A 14149-nucleotide genomic window follows, 5' to 3' on the forward strand; every position below is an offset into this window, starting at 1 on the left:
AGGTCCTCATGACCGGTCGCGTCCTTCCCTTCGGGCCGTCGAACCCGATCATCCAGGCGCCCATGGCGGGCGGCGGAGCCACCCCGGCCCTCGCGGCGGCGGTGTCCCGGGCGGGCGGCCTCGGGTTCCTCGCGGCGGGCTACCGCACGGCGCAGGACGTGCGCCGGGAGATCGCGGCGGTGCGCGAGCGGACGGACCGGCCGTTCGGTGTGAACGTCTTCGTCCCCGATTTCGCGGCCGCGCGGCGGGAGCCGGGTGACGACGCGGCGCTGGCCCGCTACCGCGAGGAGCTCGCCCCCGAGGCCGAGCGGTACGGCGTGACGCTGCCGGAGGCCCCCGCCTGGGACGACGACGAGTGGGACGCCAAGATCGGCCTGCTGGTGGACGAACGGGTGCCGGTGGCGGGTTTCACCTTCGGCTGCCCGCCGCCCGAGGTGACGGCCCGCCTCCACGACGCCGGGAGCGTGATCATGGTCATGGTGAACACCCCGTGGGAGGCGGTCGCGGCGGCCGAGTCCGGCGCCGACGCCGTGATCGTCCAGAGCTCCGGAGCGGGCGGGCACCAGGCGGCCTTCCTGCCCCCGCCGCCCTCCTGGCCGCCCACATGGGAGGCTCCCGACGATCTGCCGGAGCTGGTGGCCCTCGTGCGGGAGGCGACCGACGTGCCGCTCGTGGCCGCCGGGGGGATCATGGACGGCGCGGACGTGGCCGCCGTCCTCGCCGCGGGCGCGGTCGCCGCGCAACTCGGCACCGCGTTCCTGCGCACCCCGGAGAGCGGGACGCATCCCGTGCACAAGGCCGCCCTCGCCGATCCCCGGTTCACCCGCACCGCGTTCACCCGGGCCTTCTCCGGACGTACGGCGCGGGGCCTGGCCAATCGGTTCATGGCCGAGCACGAGGCGTCGGCGCCCGCGTGCTACCCGCAGGTGCACCACCTGACGAAGGGACTGCGCCGGGCGGCTGCGGAGCACGGCGACCCCGAGGCGATGGCCCTGTGGTGCGGCCGGGGATACCGCCGCTGCCGTGACCTTCCCGCCGCCGCCCTCGTCGAGGTCCTCATGGAGGAGCTCGCGGCCGCCCGCGCCTGACCGCGACCGGCGTCCCCCGCACTCAGCGGGGAACGACCTGCGCCCGCACGCCCGGCAGATCGTCGAAGGCCGCGGACGAGTCCATCGTCACCACGGTCCGGGCGGTCGCCGCCGCCGTCGCCGCGATGAGCAGGTCGTAGGCGCCGCGCGTCTTGCCCTCGCGCCGCACGTATGCCATCAGACGCGCATGAACTCTGGCGATGTCGGTCGTGTATTCCTCGACGGGAATCAGCGCGAGGACTTGGTCCACGAACGCCTGCCGGGCCGGACGCCGGACCGGATCGGCCAGTTCGACGCCGACGAGCAACTCGGCGATGGTGATGGCTGCGACAGCCACGTCGTCGGCGTCGCCGATGACGGAATCCACCTCGGCTTTGCCCCGCTCCGCGGCAATAAGAACGCCGGTGTCGAGAATCAGGCGTCGGGCCACGTGGTCCTCATCTCGTCGCGGACGCTTTCCCTGGCCGCGGTGACGTCGGCCTCGAACTCCGCGTCGAGGGTGCCGGCGCTTCTGGCCAGAAACGCCTTCACCATGCGCCCCGGCGCGACGGGAGCGGGACCGATGACCGCGATCCGCCTGCCTCCGCGGGTCACGACGATCGTCTCCCCGTGCTCGGCCTCGTCCAGCACGGCTGCGAAGTTGCGCGAGGCCTCGGTGGCGGTCATCACCTTCATGAAATCAGATTATCAGACCCTCTCTGGGGACGCGGCGAGCCGACGTTGGTTCAGGGCCTGGAAGAAGGGGGGGACGACACGGCGGCGTCATGGGCGGGAAACCCTGAGATGCCATGGTGATGAGGCCGACAGAGGGCGCGGGTGCTTGTTTTCGCCTCTGAACTAAGATGACCGTGTCGCGACGGGGAGGGTGGGTCATGGCAAGGCCTCAGCGCAGGACGGTACGGGACATCCGCCGAGGAAACCGGGCCGTGTTGCTGCGCGCGCTGTACTTCTCCGGCCCGACCAGCCGCAACGACCTCACCGCGCGCACCGGCCTGAGCGCCGCCACGGTCAGCACGATGACCGCCGACCTGCTGGGCGAGAACATCGTCGTCGAGGCGGGCCAGGTGGAGTCCGACGGCGGCCGGCCCCGCGTGCTGCTGCGCGTCAACCCCGAGTACGGCTTCGCGGTGGGCGTCGACGTGGCCGAGACGCACGTCCGGGTCGGGTTGTTCGACCTGGAGATGACCGAGCGGGCCAAGGTGGACTACATGCTGCGGCCGGCCCGCCACGATCCCGAGCTGGTCGCCCGGCACATCCTTTCGGGCGTCGAGGTCGTGCTGTCGGACGCGGGCGTCGCTCCCGAGCAGGTGCTCGGCATCGGCGTGGGGGTTCCCGGCATCGTCGAGCCGGGCGCCGACGGCGTCATCCACGCCAAGACCTTCGGCTGGGACGGCGTGCCCCTTGGAGCGCTCCTGCGGCGCGGGACCTCGCTCCCGCTGTACGTGGACAACGGCGCCAAGACGATGGGCCAGGCCGAGCTGTGGTTCGGCTCGGGCCGGGGCGCCTCGGAAGCGGTCATCGTGCTGCTCGGCGTCGGTGTGGGCGCGACCATCGTGGCCGACGGCACCACGTTCCGCGGGGTCAGCAGCAGCGCTGGCGAGTGGGGCCACACGAAGATCGTGGCGAACGGGCGGCCCTGCCGCTGCGGCGGACGCGGGTGCCTGGAGGCGTACGTCGGGATCGAGGCCATCCTCGACCGGGCGGGCGTCACCTCGCAGGGCGACTGGGAGGAGGACCTCGCGGGCGTGCTGGCGTCGGAGTCCCCCGTGGTCGAGGAGACCGTCACCTACCTGGGCGTCGGCCTGGCCAACCTGGTCAACCTGATCAACCCCGAGAAGATCGTGATCGGCGGCTGGGTGGGGGTGCGGCTCGGCGAGAGCCTGCTGCCCGGCATCCGCCGCGCCACCGCGGCCAACTCGCTGGCCGAGCCGTACGCCGCGACGTCGATCGTCCTGGGCCGCCTCGGCCCCGACGCGGTGGCGCTGGGGGCGGCCACGCTCGTCCTGGAGGAGTTCCTGAACGCGCCCCAGGTCGCCAGGATCACCGCCGCCGGCTGACGCGGCACCGCCGCACGGAAAGCACGCCGAAGCGCCCGGGACGGCGCCGCGTACGAGGTGAGGCGCGACGGTCACATAATTCTGAGGGTGAAATAAGTCTTGACATAAGCGGAGCGGCGACGGACGCTCATGCCGCTGGACCTCTCTCATCCCCCGAACCCTCGCCCGAGGGGCTCCGCGCCAAGGAGACATGCATGCCTTTCTCCTCCCCGCCTCACCCCGCACCCGGACGACCGCGCAGGCGGCGCAGCCGATCCGGCCTGGTCGCCGCCGGGCTCGTCGCACTGTCGACCTTCGCGGCCGTGACCGGCGTCGTTCCCGCCACCTACAGCGCCGCGGCGGCGGCCTGCGGCACGACCAACGTCGCGCAGGGCAGGCCGTCGTCGGCCTCCTCGGCCGAGAACGGCGCGTCGCCGGCGTCGGCCGCGTTCGACGGCAACACCGGCACCCGGTGGTCGAGCGCGTTCAGTGACCCGCAGTGGATCCAGGTGGATCTGGGCAGCTCCCAGCAGATCTGCAAGGTGGTCCTGAGCTGGGAGACCGCCCGCGCGCAGACGTTCAAGATCCAGGTGTCGCCGGACGGTTCGTCGTGGTCGGACGCGACCGCCACGGTGAACGGCGTGAGCGGGACGCAGTCGCTCGACGTGTCGGCCACCGGCCGGTACGTCCGGATGTACGGCCTGACCCGCGCCACGGCGTACGGCTACTCACTGTGGGAGTTCGCCGTCAACGTCGCCTCCGGCGGCGGGACCACCTGTGGCACCGCGAACGTCGCGCAGGGCAGGCCGTCGTCGGCCTCCTCGGCCGAGAACGGCGCGTCGCCGGCGTCGGCCGCGTTCGACGGCAACACCGGCACCCGGTGGTCGAGCGCGTTCAGTGACCCGCAGTGGATCCAGGTGGATCTGGGCAGCTCCCAGCAGATCTGCAAGGTGGTCCTGAGCTGGGAGACCGCCCGCGCGCAGACGTTCAAGATGCAGGTGTCGCCGGACGGTTCGTCGTGGTCGGACGCGACCGCCACGGTGAACGGCGTGAGCGGGACGCAGTCGCTCGACGTGTCGGCGACCGGCCGGTACGTCCGGATGTACGGGCTCACCCGCGCCACGGCGTACGGCTACTCGCTGTGGGAGTTCGCCGTCAACACCACCGGAGGCGGCGACGGCGGCGGCTCGGATCTCCCGGGCGGCGGCGACCTCGGGCCCAACGTGAGGGTCTTCGACCCCTCGATGTCGAGCGCGAGCATCCAGAGCACGATCGACACCGTCTTCAACCAGCAGGAGTCGAACCAGTTCGGCAGCCAGCGGTACGCGCTGCTGTTCAAGCCGGGCACCTACAGCGGCCTCAACGCCCAGATCGGCTTCTACACCTCGATCGCCGGTCTCGGCCAGTCGCCGGACAACGTGACGATCAACGGTGACATCACCGTCGACGCCGGGTGGTTCAACGGCAACGCCACCCAGAACTTCTGGCGGTCGGCGGAGAACCTGGCCGTCGTCCCCGTCAACGGCACCGACAGGTGGGCGGTGGCCCAGGCCGCGCCGTTCCGGCGGATCCACGTCCGCGGCGGGCTGAACCTCGCGCCCAACGGGTACGGCTGGGCCAGCGGCGGCTACATCGCCGACAGCAAGATCGACGGCACGGTCGGCCCGTACTCCCAGCAGCAGTGGTTCACCCGCGACAGCACCATCGGCGGCTGGACCAACGCCGTGTGGAACATGGTGTTCTCCGGCGTCGTCGGCGCCCCGGCGCAGAGCTTCCCGAACCCGCCGTACACGACGCTCGCGACCAGCCCGGTCACCCGGGAGAAGCCGTACCTGTACGTGGACTCGGGCGGCGCCTACCGCGTCTTCGTCCCCTCGCTGCGGACCAACTCCAGCGGCGTGAGCTGGGCGAACGGCGCGACCCCCGGCACGTCGATCCCGCTGACGCAGTTCTACGTCGCCAAGCCGTCCGACAGCGCCGCCACGCTCAACCAGGCGCTGAGCCAGGGACTCAACCTGCTGTTCACGCCCGGCATCTATCACCTCAACCAGACGCTCAACGTGACCCGGGCGGACACGGTGGTCCTCGGGCTCGGCTACGCCACGCTGATCCCGGACAACGGGGTCGTCGCGATGAACGTCGCGGACGTCGACGGCGTGAAGATCGCCGGTCTGCTGCTCGACGCCGGCACGGTCAACTCGCCGGTGCTGCTGCGGGTCGGCCCGGACGGCGCCTCGGCGAGCCACGCCGGCAACCCCATCTCGATCCAGGACGTGTTCTTCCGGATCGGCGGCGCGGGGCCCGGCTCGGCCACGACCAGCCTGGTGGTGAACAGCGACAACACGATCATCGACCACATCTGGGCGTGGCGGGCCGACCACGGCGCGGGGGTGGGCTGGAACTCCAACCCTGCCGACACCGGCCTGATCGTCAACGGCGACAACGTCACGGCGTACGGCCTGTTCGTCGAGCACTACAGGAAGTACGAGGTGATCTGGAACGGCCAGGGCGGCAAGACGATCTTCTTCCAGAACGAGCTGCCCTACGACCCGCCCAACCAGGCGTCCTGGATGAACGGCTCGACCCGGGGCTACGCCGCCTACAAGGTGGCCGACAGCGTGACCAGCCACGAGGCCTGGGGCATGGGCAGCTACTGCAACTTCAGCACCGACCCCTCGATCGTCGCCGAGCGCGGCTTCGAGGCCCCCAACAGGTCGGGCGTGAAGTTCCACGACCTGCTCACGGTGTCGCTGGGCGGCGTCGGCACGATCGCCCATGTCATCAACGACACGGGCGGCGCGGCCCAGGGCACGGCCACCGTGCCCGTCAACGTGGTCAGCTACCCCTGACGGTCAACGCCCTCTGAAAGGCGGGCGCGGCGGGAGGCCCATCGCCTCCCGCCGCGCCTCGCACGTCCACAGACATTCCCTACATCCGGGCGCCGGCGGGCTGGAGCGTGTGGATCCGCACGGCGTGCCGTACGCGCATTTCGAGTTCGTCCAGCTCGGCCGGGGTGGGCGCGTCGATGAGGAACGTCACGGCGCGGTCGTCCGAGCTGTACAGCGGCCCGAGCTGGGCGCCGCGGTCCTTGAGCACGAGCACGGCGCGCAGCGTGGGCGGGTCGTCCGAAGCGGCGGGCGCGACCTCGGGCCACAGGCCGCCCTCGCCCACCCAGACCGGTGAGATCCCCGGCCAGTCCACCGTCACGTCGCCGAGCCGCCCGGGCTCGTGCTCCAGGTAGACCTGCCGGGCGTACCGGCGCGGCGCGGGGTAGGCCGCCGGCTCCCCGAGGGCGATGCGGATGAGCTCCGGTTCCATCGGAGCGCCGGTCGCGAGCGAGTAGAGGATCGACAGGCCGTCGCCGGGGGTGCGCGCGGCCACCTCCATCAGGTAGGCCCGGCCCGTGTCGTCCACGCGCCACTCGGCGTGGGCGATGCCGCATCCGAAGGCCAGCCGTTCGAGCATGCGCCGGTTGGCGTCGAGGATGATCTCGTTCACGCCGTCGAGCTCGTTCGGGACCGAGTGGGACAGCTCGACGAAGGTGCGGGCGCCCGACTCGGTCGTCTCCTTGCGGGTGACCGAGGCGAACACGATCCGGCCGTCCTGCACCAGGCTCTCCACGGAGAACTCCTGGCCCGCCACCTTCTCCTCCACCAGCACCGTCTCGTGCGGCAGGTAGGCGTCGAGCTGGGCGCGCAGCTCGGCCGGATCGCGCACGGTCTCCACGCCCGAGCTGGAGTGCCGGCTCGCGGGCTTGACCACGGCGGGGAACGACACATCGGCGGCGGTGAACGTCGCCCGCGCGCCCGGGGGGACGACCACCGAGGCGGGGCTGAACTCCGGCAGATACCACCGCTGGAGGTATTTGCTGCGGCAGGCGCGGGTGGCCCGCAGGCCGGGGGAGGGAAGCCCCAGGGCGTCCGCGAGCAGGCCGGTCGGCTCGACCAGCGTCTCGCCGACCGCGTAGACGCCGGCGATGTCGTAGCGGTCCCGCCACGCCCGTACGCCGGAGATCACGCCGGCGGTGAACGAGTTGTCCGTGTTGACGTCGCCGTCGGTGAAGGCGATCTCCTCGATGACCGAGGCGGGGTGCGCGGGGTCGCGCATCTGGGCCAGGGCCTGCTCCCGCCAGGAGGCCGGTGTGACCACGAGGATCCGCAGCCCCCGGCGGGACAGTTCGCGCAGATAGAGAGGGGCCCGGCAGATCACCAGGAATGATCCGGTAAGTACGAATGCTCGAGGTTTCACTTTCGCCACCGCCGTTTCTCGCACGTGCTCACAGGCACTTCGCGAACGGAGATTAGTTCCACCATTTTCGGACGGTCAACCAAATTTCCCGATCATTCGGGATCCATCGTTTCCCGATAGGGGTCAACCGGGGTCGCGGGCCGTCTTTGCCCGCGTGGCCTCGCGGCCCGCCGAGAAGTCCGAGGTTGTCCCGGACTGTCCGGCTGCGCTGTGGGGGTGTTAGGGGTTGTGAGAAATGTGCGTCAGATCGAATCCTGAATTAGCCGGAACACCGGCGCACCATCGATTGGAGGGCTGTTCACATGGCTGGCAACGGCGCCGGAGAAGACGGTCTGGAGACGCTGCGGGCCTCGCTGGACCGCATCGACGAGTCGCTGCTCGACACGCTGCGCAGGCGTATCGAGTGCTGCGTGGAAATCGCGCATTTCAAGCGTGAGCACAACGTCCCGATGATGCAGCCCCACCGCATCGGCATCGTGCAGCGGCGGGCCGCCCGATACGCGCAGGACCACGGAATCGACCCCGACTTCCTGCGCCGCCTCTACGAACTCGTCATCGCGGAGACCTGCAGGGTCGAGGACCTGGTGATCGGCGATGTCGCCGCTCGGTGAACGCGGCGCCGGCGGCTCACCCGGCTATTCCGACACGGCTTGGAGGAACCCCGGAATGAGAACGATCCTGATCGACAATTACGACTCGTTCACCTACAACCTCTACCAGCTCCTGGGTGAGGTGAACGGGCAGCCGCCGGTGGTGGTGCGCAACGACGCCGACTGGTCCCAGGTGCCGATCCACGAGTTCGACAGCGTCGTGATCTCCCCTGGTCCCGGCCGGCCCGAGCGGGCCCGCGACTTCGGCGTGAGCGCGCGGGCCATCCGCGAGAGCGGGCTGCCCGTGCTCGGCGTCTGCCTAGGCCACCAGGGCATCTGCCACCTGTTCGGCGGGACCGTCACCCACGCGCCGCAGCCGATGCACGGCCGCGTCTCGCAGGTGCGCCACACCGGCGCCGACATCTTCGCCGGCCTGCCCTCGCCGTTCTCGGTCGTGCGCTACCACTCGCTGGCCGCCACCGACCTGCCGGACGAGCTGGAGGCCGTGGCCTGGACCGACGACGGCGTCGTCATGGGGGTCCGGCACCGCACCGAGCCGATCTGGGGCGTCCAGTTCCACCCCGAGTCGATCAGCAGCGAGTACGGTCGCGAGCTGCTGGCCAACTTCCGCGACCTCGCGCTGGCCCACCGCCAGGCCAGGGAGGAGCGCGCCGCCGCCACTCGCTCGCCCTATCGGGTGCACGTGCGCAGGCTGCCGCTGCTGCCGGACGCGGAGACCGCCTACCGTGAGCTGTTCGCGGGCAAGGAGCACGGCTTCTGGCTCGACAGCAGCTCGGTGATCGAGGGCCTGTCGCGGTTCTCGTTCATGGGCGACGGCTCCGGTCCGCTGGCCGAGTACGTCACCTACCGGGTGGCGGAGGGCGCGGTCACCGTACGCCGGGCCGACGGGTCGCGGCAGCGGGTCGAGCAGCCGTTCTTCGAGTACCTGGACGAGCAGTTGCGCGAGCGCGCCGTGCCGGCGCCCGAGGGCCTGCCGTTCGACTTCAACCTCGGGTACGTCGGCTACCTGGGCTACGAGCTCAAGGCCGAGGCGGGCGGCCAGGCCGCGCACCAGGCCGAGGAGCCCGACGCGGCGCTGCTGTTCGCCGACCGGATGCTCGTGCTCGACGACGTGGAGGGCGCCTGCTACCTGCTCGCGCTGACCACGAACGCGGACGGGGACACCGACGGCGGCGCGCTCGCCTGGCTGGACGAGACCGCGGCGCGGCTGTTCTCCCTGCCGAGGCACCGGCCGGCCGAGCCGGTCGCGTTCGCGGGAGTCGGCATGACCGACCCGGCGATCGCCGACGCGGTGGAGATGCGCCACGACAAGCAGGGTTACCTCAGCCGGATCGGCGAGTGCCTGGAGGAGATCTACCACGGCGAGTCCTACGAGATCTGCCTGACCAACGCCGTCACCGTCCGGGCCGAGATCGACCCGCTGCGGACCTACAGCCACCTGCGGAGCATCAGCCCGGTGCCGTACGGCGCGCTGCTCGACTTCCCCGACGTCGCGGTGCTCAGCGCCTCGCCCGAGCGGTTCCTGACGATCGGCCCCGATCGGGTCGCCGAGTCCAAGCCGATCAAGGGCACCCGGCCACGCGGCGCGACCCCGGAGGAGGACGAGGCGCTCCGCCACGACCTGCTCAGCCGGGAGAAGGACCGCGCCGAGAACCTCATGATCGTCGACTTGATCCGCAACGACCTGAACACGGTCTGCGAGGTCGGGTCGGTGCACGTGCCCCGGCTCTTCCACGTCGAGACGTACGCGCCGGTGCACCAGCTCGTCTCCACGATCCGCGGCACGCTGCGCCCGGAGGAGTCGGTGGTGAGCTGTGTGCGGGCCGCCTTCCCCGGCGGGTCGATGACGGGCGCTCCCAAGCTCCGCACGATGGAGATCATCGACCGCCTGGAGGAGGGGCCGCGCGGCGCCTACTCCGGCGCGCTCGGCTGGTTCTCCCTGGGCGGGGCCACCGACCTCAGCATCATCATCCGCACCCTGGTCGCCACCGAGAACCGGGTCAGCTTCGGAGTCGGCGGCGCGATCGTGGCCCTGTCGGACTCCGAGGAGGAGTTCGAGGAGACGGTCGTCAAGTCCCGCGCCATGATCACCGCGGTGCTGGCCACCGCGGCCCAGACCGTAGGGGCCTGACGATGACCCGCAGGGACCACACGGCGGACCACACGGCGGACCACACGGCGGACCACGCGGCGGACCTGCTGCGGCGCTGCGTCGTCGTCGGCGGCGCCGGCGCCGTGGGCGGCCTGTTCGCCGAGCACCTGCTGCGGTCCGGCGCCGAGGTGCTCGTCGTCGACCCCGGCGCCGGGGAGGCACTGCCCGGGGAGGCACTGCCCGGCGAGGCGAGGTTCCTGCGCGGCGACATCACGGACATGGGACCCGATCTCCGCGAGGAGATCGGGCGGGCCGACCTCGTCCTGCTCGCGGTGCCCGAGCAGGTGGCGCTGGCGGCGGTGAAGCAGGTGGCCGCGGCGATGCGGCCGGGCGCGCTGCTCGCCGACACGCTCTCGGTCAAGGGCCCGGTCGCCGGCGAGATCCTGGCGCACGCCGGGGACGTCGAGGCGGCCGGTCTCAACCCGATGTTCGCCCCGTCGCTCGGCTTCGCGGGGCGGCCGGTCGCCGCCGTCGTGCTCCACGACGGTCCCCGCGCGACGGCGCTGCTGCGGCTGGTCGAAAGCTGGGGCGGCCGCGCCGTACGGCTCGGCGCGCACGAGCACGACCGGCTGGCCGCGGCGACCCAGGCGCTCACCCACGCGGCGGTGCTGTCGTTCGGGCTCGCGCTGGCCCGCCTCGGCGTCGGCGTCGCCGAGCTGGCCGCGGTCGCTCCGCCGCCGCACGCCACGATGCTCGCACTGCTGGCCCGGATCGCCTCGGGCACCCCGGAGGTCTACTGGGACGTCCAGTCGGCCAACCCGCAGGCCGCCGCCGCCCGCGAGGCCCTCGCGGACGGCCTGCGCACACTCGCCGGCCTCCTCGACGGCCGGGCGGACGGGGAGGCGGAGTTCGCGGCGGCCCTGGGCGGGCTGCGCGACCTCCTCGGCCCCGGCCTCGACTTCTACCGCGACACCTGCGCCGAGATGTTCGGCGCGCTTCCCCCGTACGAGCTCAGCCCCACCACGAGCACGTCATCTCCTGTCACGACTGAAAGGTGAGATCGATGACCATCTCCCACGAGACCGTCCTCACGCCGGAGCAGCGCGCCAGGTTCGCCGCGGACCCGGACCTCGGCGGCGGCAACCTGCTGACGAAGGCCATCGAGGCCAACCCGCACCCGGAGCTGCCGTTCATCCACCTGGGCCGGCCGCTCACCAACACCAAGGGTGAGCAGCAGACCGAGTTCAGCCTGCTGGACCTCGACGAGCTGGCCCAGAGCTGGTCGGTGTGGTACCTGCGCCAGGGCGTGCGGCCCCGCGACCGCGTGGCCATCTACCTGGAGGACTCCTTCGCCTACTCCCTGCACTTCTACGCGCTGTCCCAGATCGGCGCGGTGGCGGTGCTGGTCAACAGCAAGGCGTCGCGGTACATCGCCACCGAGCTGTGCCGCCAGACCAACCCGGTCGGCATGTACACCGACCTCGCCCACCTGGAGATCCTCGGCGAGGAGTTCCACCTGCTGCCCGGCCTGAGATGGACGCAGGTGGCCGAGGAGCTGCCCGCGCCTCCGCCCGCCGTGCTGCCGCAGGAGGCCCGCTTCCGCCACGTCGGCGAGGACCCGGTCTCGATCCTGCACTCCTCCGGCACCACCGGGCGGCCCAAGCCGGTCATCCAGACCCACCACTCGTGCGTGGCCGGGCCGCGCTTCCGCCTCGTGGACCACCACGAGCAGCCGGGCGCCGTGATGATGACCGCGCTGCCCCAGTCGCACCTCGGCTGCATCGCCTACACGACGTACGCCATGCTGGGCGGCACGCCCATCGTGCCCTGGTTCGACACCAGCGGCCCCGAGCTGGCCAAGGCCGTCGAGCAGTACCGCCCGACGACCGTCATGGCCTTCGGCCACGCGTACGCCGAGCTGGCGGGCGCGGACCTGCCGGCCGGGGCGATCGACTCCGTCAACGTCTGGATCTCCATCGGCGACGCGGTCCACGAGAAGCACATCAAGGGAATCCTGGCCAAGCGTGACCCCTCGATGCCGCCGGCCGCGTTCTTCGACCGCCTCGGCACCACCGAGCTGGGCTGGGGCGTGCTGCTGAAGGTCCGCACGCTGGCCGACGAGCGCAACGACCGGTGCGTGGGCAAGCCGGTCGGCGTCGCCGAGGTCGCCGTGCTGCGCAGGGACGGCACGATCGCCGACGTCAACGAGGTCGGGCTGCTCGGCGCGAAGGGCCCGGCGATCACCGCCGGATACTGGAGCGACTCCGACACCACCTACCGCAGCAAGCTGTCGGGCTACTGGCTGACCGGCGACATGGCCTACCGCGACGAGGCGGGCAACTACTTCCAGGTCGACCGGGCGGTGGACGCCATCGAGACCCCGACCGGCACCGGCTACTCGGTCTTCATGGAGGAGCTGCTGCTCAACGACCTGCCCGAGGTCCTCGACTGCGCCGTGGTGGCGGGCATCCACCGCGGTCGCACGGTCCCGGTGGCGGTCGTGACGTCCAGCGCGCTCAGGCCGGACGCGCAGAAGCTGCTCAACGAGGCGAACGAGAAGCTGAAGGCGGCCGGTCACCCCGAACTGACCATGCTGGAGGTCGCGCGCAGCGACGAGGACTTCCCGGTCGGCGTCACCGGCAAGGTCCTCAAGCGCCGGCTGCGGGAGAAGTACAGCTCGCTGTCCACCTACATCCGCGAGAACGGCGGCAAGTCGCTCGGCACGATCCTCACGGACGTCTTCGTCTGATCCCGCCCGGCCGACGCCCCCGATTCCCGCGACACGCACGCGGATCGAAGGCGATTCGCACGCGGATCAACGGTGATCCGCACCCGATCCGCGCCGCCGGGCCGGGCCGGAGGTCCCCCCAAGACCCGGCCCGGCGGCGCACACCCCGACCCCGGCCCCGACACCGCCGCCGCCCCGACACCACGAAGACCCGACCACACGGATGTGGAGAATTCCCATGACTGACGCCGAGCTGTTGCTGGTTTTCGACTCGACGATCGATCCGTCCGGCATCGACGGGTGGGCCCAGCACTTCGACTCCACCGGCACCACGGCCAGGACGTACCGGCTGGGCGGGGCGGACGTGATGGTGGCGCAGGGGCCCGGCACCCTGCTGCCCCTCCCCGCCGACCTGCCCCGGCCCCGGCAGACGGCACAGGCGAGCGGCGGCTTCCGGCTCGGCCGGCGCGAGCTGTTCCCCTCGGGCACGGCCGTGTCCATCGGCTCCGCCGTGATCGGGGACGGGGACATCGCCGTCTTCGCCGGACCCTGCGCGGTCGAGAACCCCGGGCAGATGATGTCCACGGCCAGGGCCGTCGCCCGGCACGGCTCGGTCGGCCTGCGCGGCGGCGCGTTCAAGCCGCGCACCACGCCCTACTCCTTCCAGGGCCTCAAGTGGGCGGGCCTGGACCTGCTGGCGCAGGCCAGGGAGGAGACCGGCCTGCCGATCCTCACCGAGGTGGTCGACCCCCGGCACGTCGACCGGATGGCCGAGGTCATCGACGGCTTCCAGATCGGCACCCGCAACATGCAGAACTTCGAGCTGCTGACCGAGGTGGGCCGCAGCGGCATGCCGGCCGTGCTGAAGCGCGGCTTCGGCTGCACGGTCGACGAGCTGCTCACCGCGGCCGAGTACCTCCTCGCCGAGGGCAACGACCAGGTCGTGCTGTGCGAGCGGGGGATCAGGACGTTCGAGGGGGCCACCCGCTTCACGCTCGACCTGTCGGCGGTGGCGCTGCTCAAGCGGCGCACCCACCTGCCGGTGATGGTCGACCCCAGCCACTCTCTCGGCATCCCCGAGCTCATCGAGCCGCTCACGCTGGCCGCCGTGGCCGCGGGCGCGGACGCCCTGCTGATCGACGTGCACGTCCAGCCCGAGCAGGCGCTGTGCGACGGCAAGCAGGCGCTGCTCCCCGAGGACTTCGCCCGGCTGATGAGCCGGCTGGAGATGCTCGCGCTCGGCGTCGGCCGCCGGATGGCCCCGGCCCCGGCCGCCGACTACTCAGAGATCCACGACGCCCTCACTCCCGACGTCGTCTAGACCGGCCCGGCTGCGTACGAGTGCC

The 14149-nt window shown here is 71.6% G+C and carries 11 protein-coding genes; 8 read left to right on the plus strand and 3 right to left on the minus strand.

Translation table 11 applies throughout. The features are described from left to right. The first annotated feature begins 8 nt into the window (after positions 1 to 8). Positions 9 to 1088, plus strand: coding sequence for a nitronate monooxygenase (locus FLX07_RS28090; protein ID WP_142574692.1), 1080 nt, complete (start codon positions 9 to 11; stop codon positions 1086 to 1088). A 22-nt stretch (positions 1089 to 1110) separates the two neighbouring features. Here the strand turns inward: FLX07_RS28090 and FLX07_RS28095 are convergent, their stop codons facing one another. Further along, the gene (locus FLX07_RS28095; RefSeq protein ID WP_142574693.1) at positions 1111 to 1518 is read right to left on the minus strand and encodes a PIN domain-containing protein; all 408 of its coding nucleotides are present in this window, start codon (positions 1516 to 1518) and stop codon (positions 1111 to 1113) included. Continuing rightward, complete coding sequence (locus FLX07_RS28100; RefSeq protein ID WP_142574694.1) at positions 1503 to 1763, minus strand: type II toxin-antitoxin system Phd/YefM family antitoxin; 261 nt, start codon at positions 1761 to 1763, stop codon at positions 1503 to 1505. Before FLX07_RS28100 ends, FLX07_RS28095 begins: the two co-directional genes overlap by 16 nt. A 197-nt stretch (positions 1764 to 1960) precedes the next feature. Here FLX07_RS28100 and FLX07_RS28105 point away from each other — a divergent pair, with 197 nt between their 5' ends. Together FLX07_RS28105 and FLX07_RS28110 are read left to right on the plus strand one after the other, a co-directional pair. Further along, entirely contained in the window at positions 1961 to 3145 is a 1185-nt protein-coding gene (locus FLX07_RS28105; RefSeq protein WP_142574695.1) for an ROK family transcriptional regulator, read from the plus strand. A 194-nt stretch (positions 3146 to 3339) separates the two neighbouring features. After that, positions 3340 to 5973, plus strand: a complete 2634-nt coding sequence (locus tag FLX07_RS28110) for a discoidin domain-containing protein (RefSeq protein WP_142574696.1) — start codon at positions 3340 to 3342, stop codon at positions 5971 to 5973. 79 nt (positions 5974 to 6052) lie between these two features. On the opposite strand, the gene FLX07_RS28115 is transcribed toward FLX07_RS28110, so the two are convergent. Next, positions 6053 to 7333, minus strand: a complete 1281-nt coding sequence (locus tag FLX07_RS28115) for an ATP-grasp domain-containing protein (protein WP_208762424.1) — start codon at positions 7331 to 7333, stop codon at positions 6053 to 6055. Between the two features lie 341 nt (positions 7334 to 7674). Here FLX07_RS28115 and FLX07_RS28120 point away from each other — a divergent pair, with 341 nt between their 5' ends. The 5 genes from FLX07_RS28120 to aroF all read left to right on the plus strand — a co-directional run bounded on the left by FLX07_RS28120 (position 7675) and on the right by aroF (position 14124). After that, positions 7675 to 7983 (plus strand): chorismate mutase family protein, encoded by a 309-nt coding sequence (locus FLX07_RS28120; RefSeq protein WP_030509683.1) that lies wholly within the window; start codon positions 7675 to 7677, stop codon positions 7981 to 7983. A 55-nt stretch (positions 7984 to 8038) separates the two neighbouring features. Continuing rightward, positions 8039 to 10114, plus strand: a complete 2076-nt coding sequence (pabB, locus tag FLX07_RS28125; RefSeq protein WP_142574698.1) for an aminodeoxychorismate synthase component I — start codon at positions 8039 to 8041, stop codon at positions 10112 to 10114. Between the two features lie 2 nt (positions 10115 to 10116). Then, positions 10117 to 11133 (plus strand): prephenate dehydrogenase/arogenate dehydrogenase family protein, encoded by a 1017-nt coding sequence (locus FLX07_RS28130; RefSeq protein WP_142574699.1) that lies wholly within the window; start codon positions 10117 to 10119, stop codon positions 11131 to 11133. Between the two features lie 5 nt (positions 11134 to 11138). Further along, complete coding sequence (locus FLX07_RS28135) at positions 11139 to 12824, plus strand: class I adenylate-forming enzyme family protein (protein WP_142574700.1); 1686 nt, start codon at positions 11139 to 11141, stop codon at positions 12822 to 12824. Positions 12825 to 13041: 217 nt separating this feature from the next. Then, positions 13042 to 14124 (plus strand): 3-deoxy-7-phosphoheptulonate synthase, encoded by a 1083-nt coding sequence (gene aroF, locus FLX07_RS28140; protein ID WP_142574701.1) that lies wholly within the window; start codon positions 13042 to 13044, stop codon positions 14122 to 14124. Positions 14125 to 14149: the final 25 nt, after the last annotated feature.

The sequence above is a fragment of the Microbispora bryophytorum genome (assembly GCF_006874465.1).
In the GTDB taxonomy this organism is placed as follows: domain Bacteria; phylum Actinomycetota; class Actinomycetes; order Streptosporangiales; family Streptosporangiaceae; genus Microbispora; species Microbispora bryophytorum.

Bases quoted from the DNA above. Each gene is read 5' to 3' on its own strand.
- aroF (WP_142574701.1), top strand. From the start codon at position 13,042: ATGACTGACGCCGAGCTGTTGCTGGTTTTCGACTCGACGATCGATCCG.
- FLX07_RS28100 (WP_142574694.1), bottom strand. From the start codon at position 1,763: ATGAAGGTGATGACCGCCACCGAGGCCTCGCGCAACTTCGCAGCCGTG.
- FLX07_RS28120 (WP_030509683.1), top strand. From the start codon at position 7,675: ATGGCTGGCAACGGCGCCGGAGAAGACGGTCTGGAGACGCTGCGGGCC.
- FLX07_RS28135 (WP_142574700.1), top strand. From the start codon at position 11,139: ATGACCATCTCCCACGAGACCGTCCTCACGCCGGAGCAGCGCGCCAGG.
- pabB (WP_142574698.1), top strand. From the start codon at position 8,039: ATGAGAACGATCCTGATCGACAATTACGACTCGTTCACCTACAACCTC.
- FLX07_RS28110 (WP_142574696.1), top strand. From the start codon at position 3,340: ATGCCTTTCTCCTCCCCGCCTCACCCCGCACCCGGACGACCGCGCAGG.
- FLX07_RS28090 (WP_142574692.1), top strand. From the start codon at position 9: ATGACCGGTCGCGTCCTTCCCTTCGGGCCGTCGAACCCGATCATCCAG.
- FLX07_RS28105 (WP_142574695.1), top strand. From the start codon at position 1,961: ATGGCAAGGCCTCAGCGCAGGACGGTACGGGACATCCGCCGAGGAAAC.
- FLX07_RS28130 (WP_142574699.1), top strand. From the start codon at position 10,117: ATGACCCGCAGGGACCACACGGCGGACCACACGGCGGACCACACGGCG.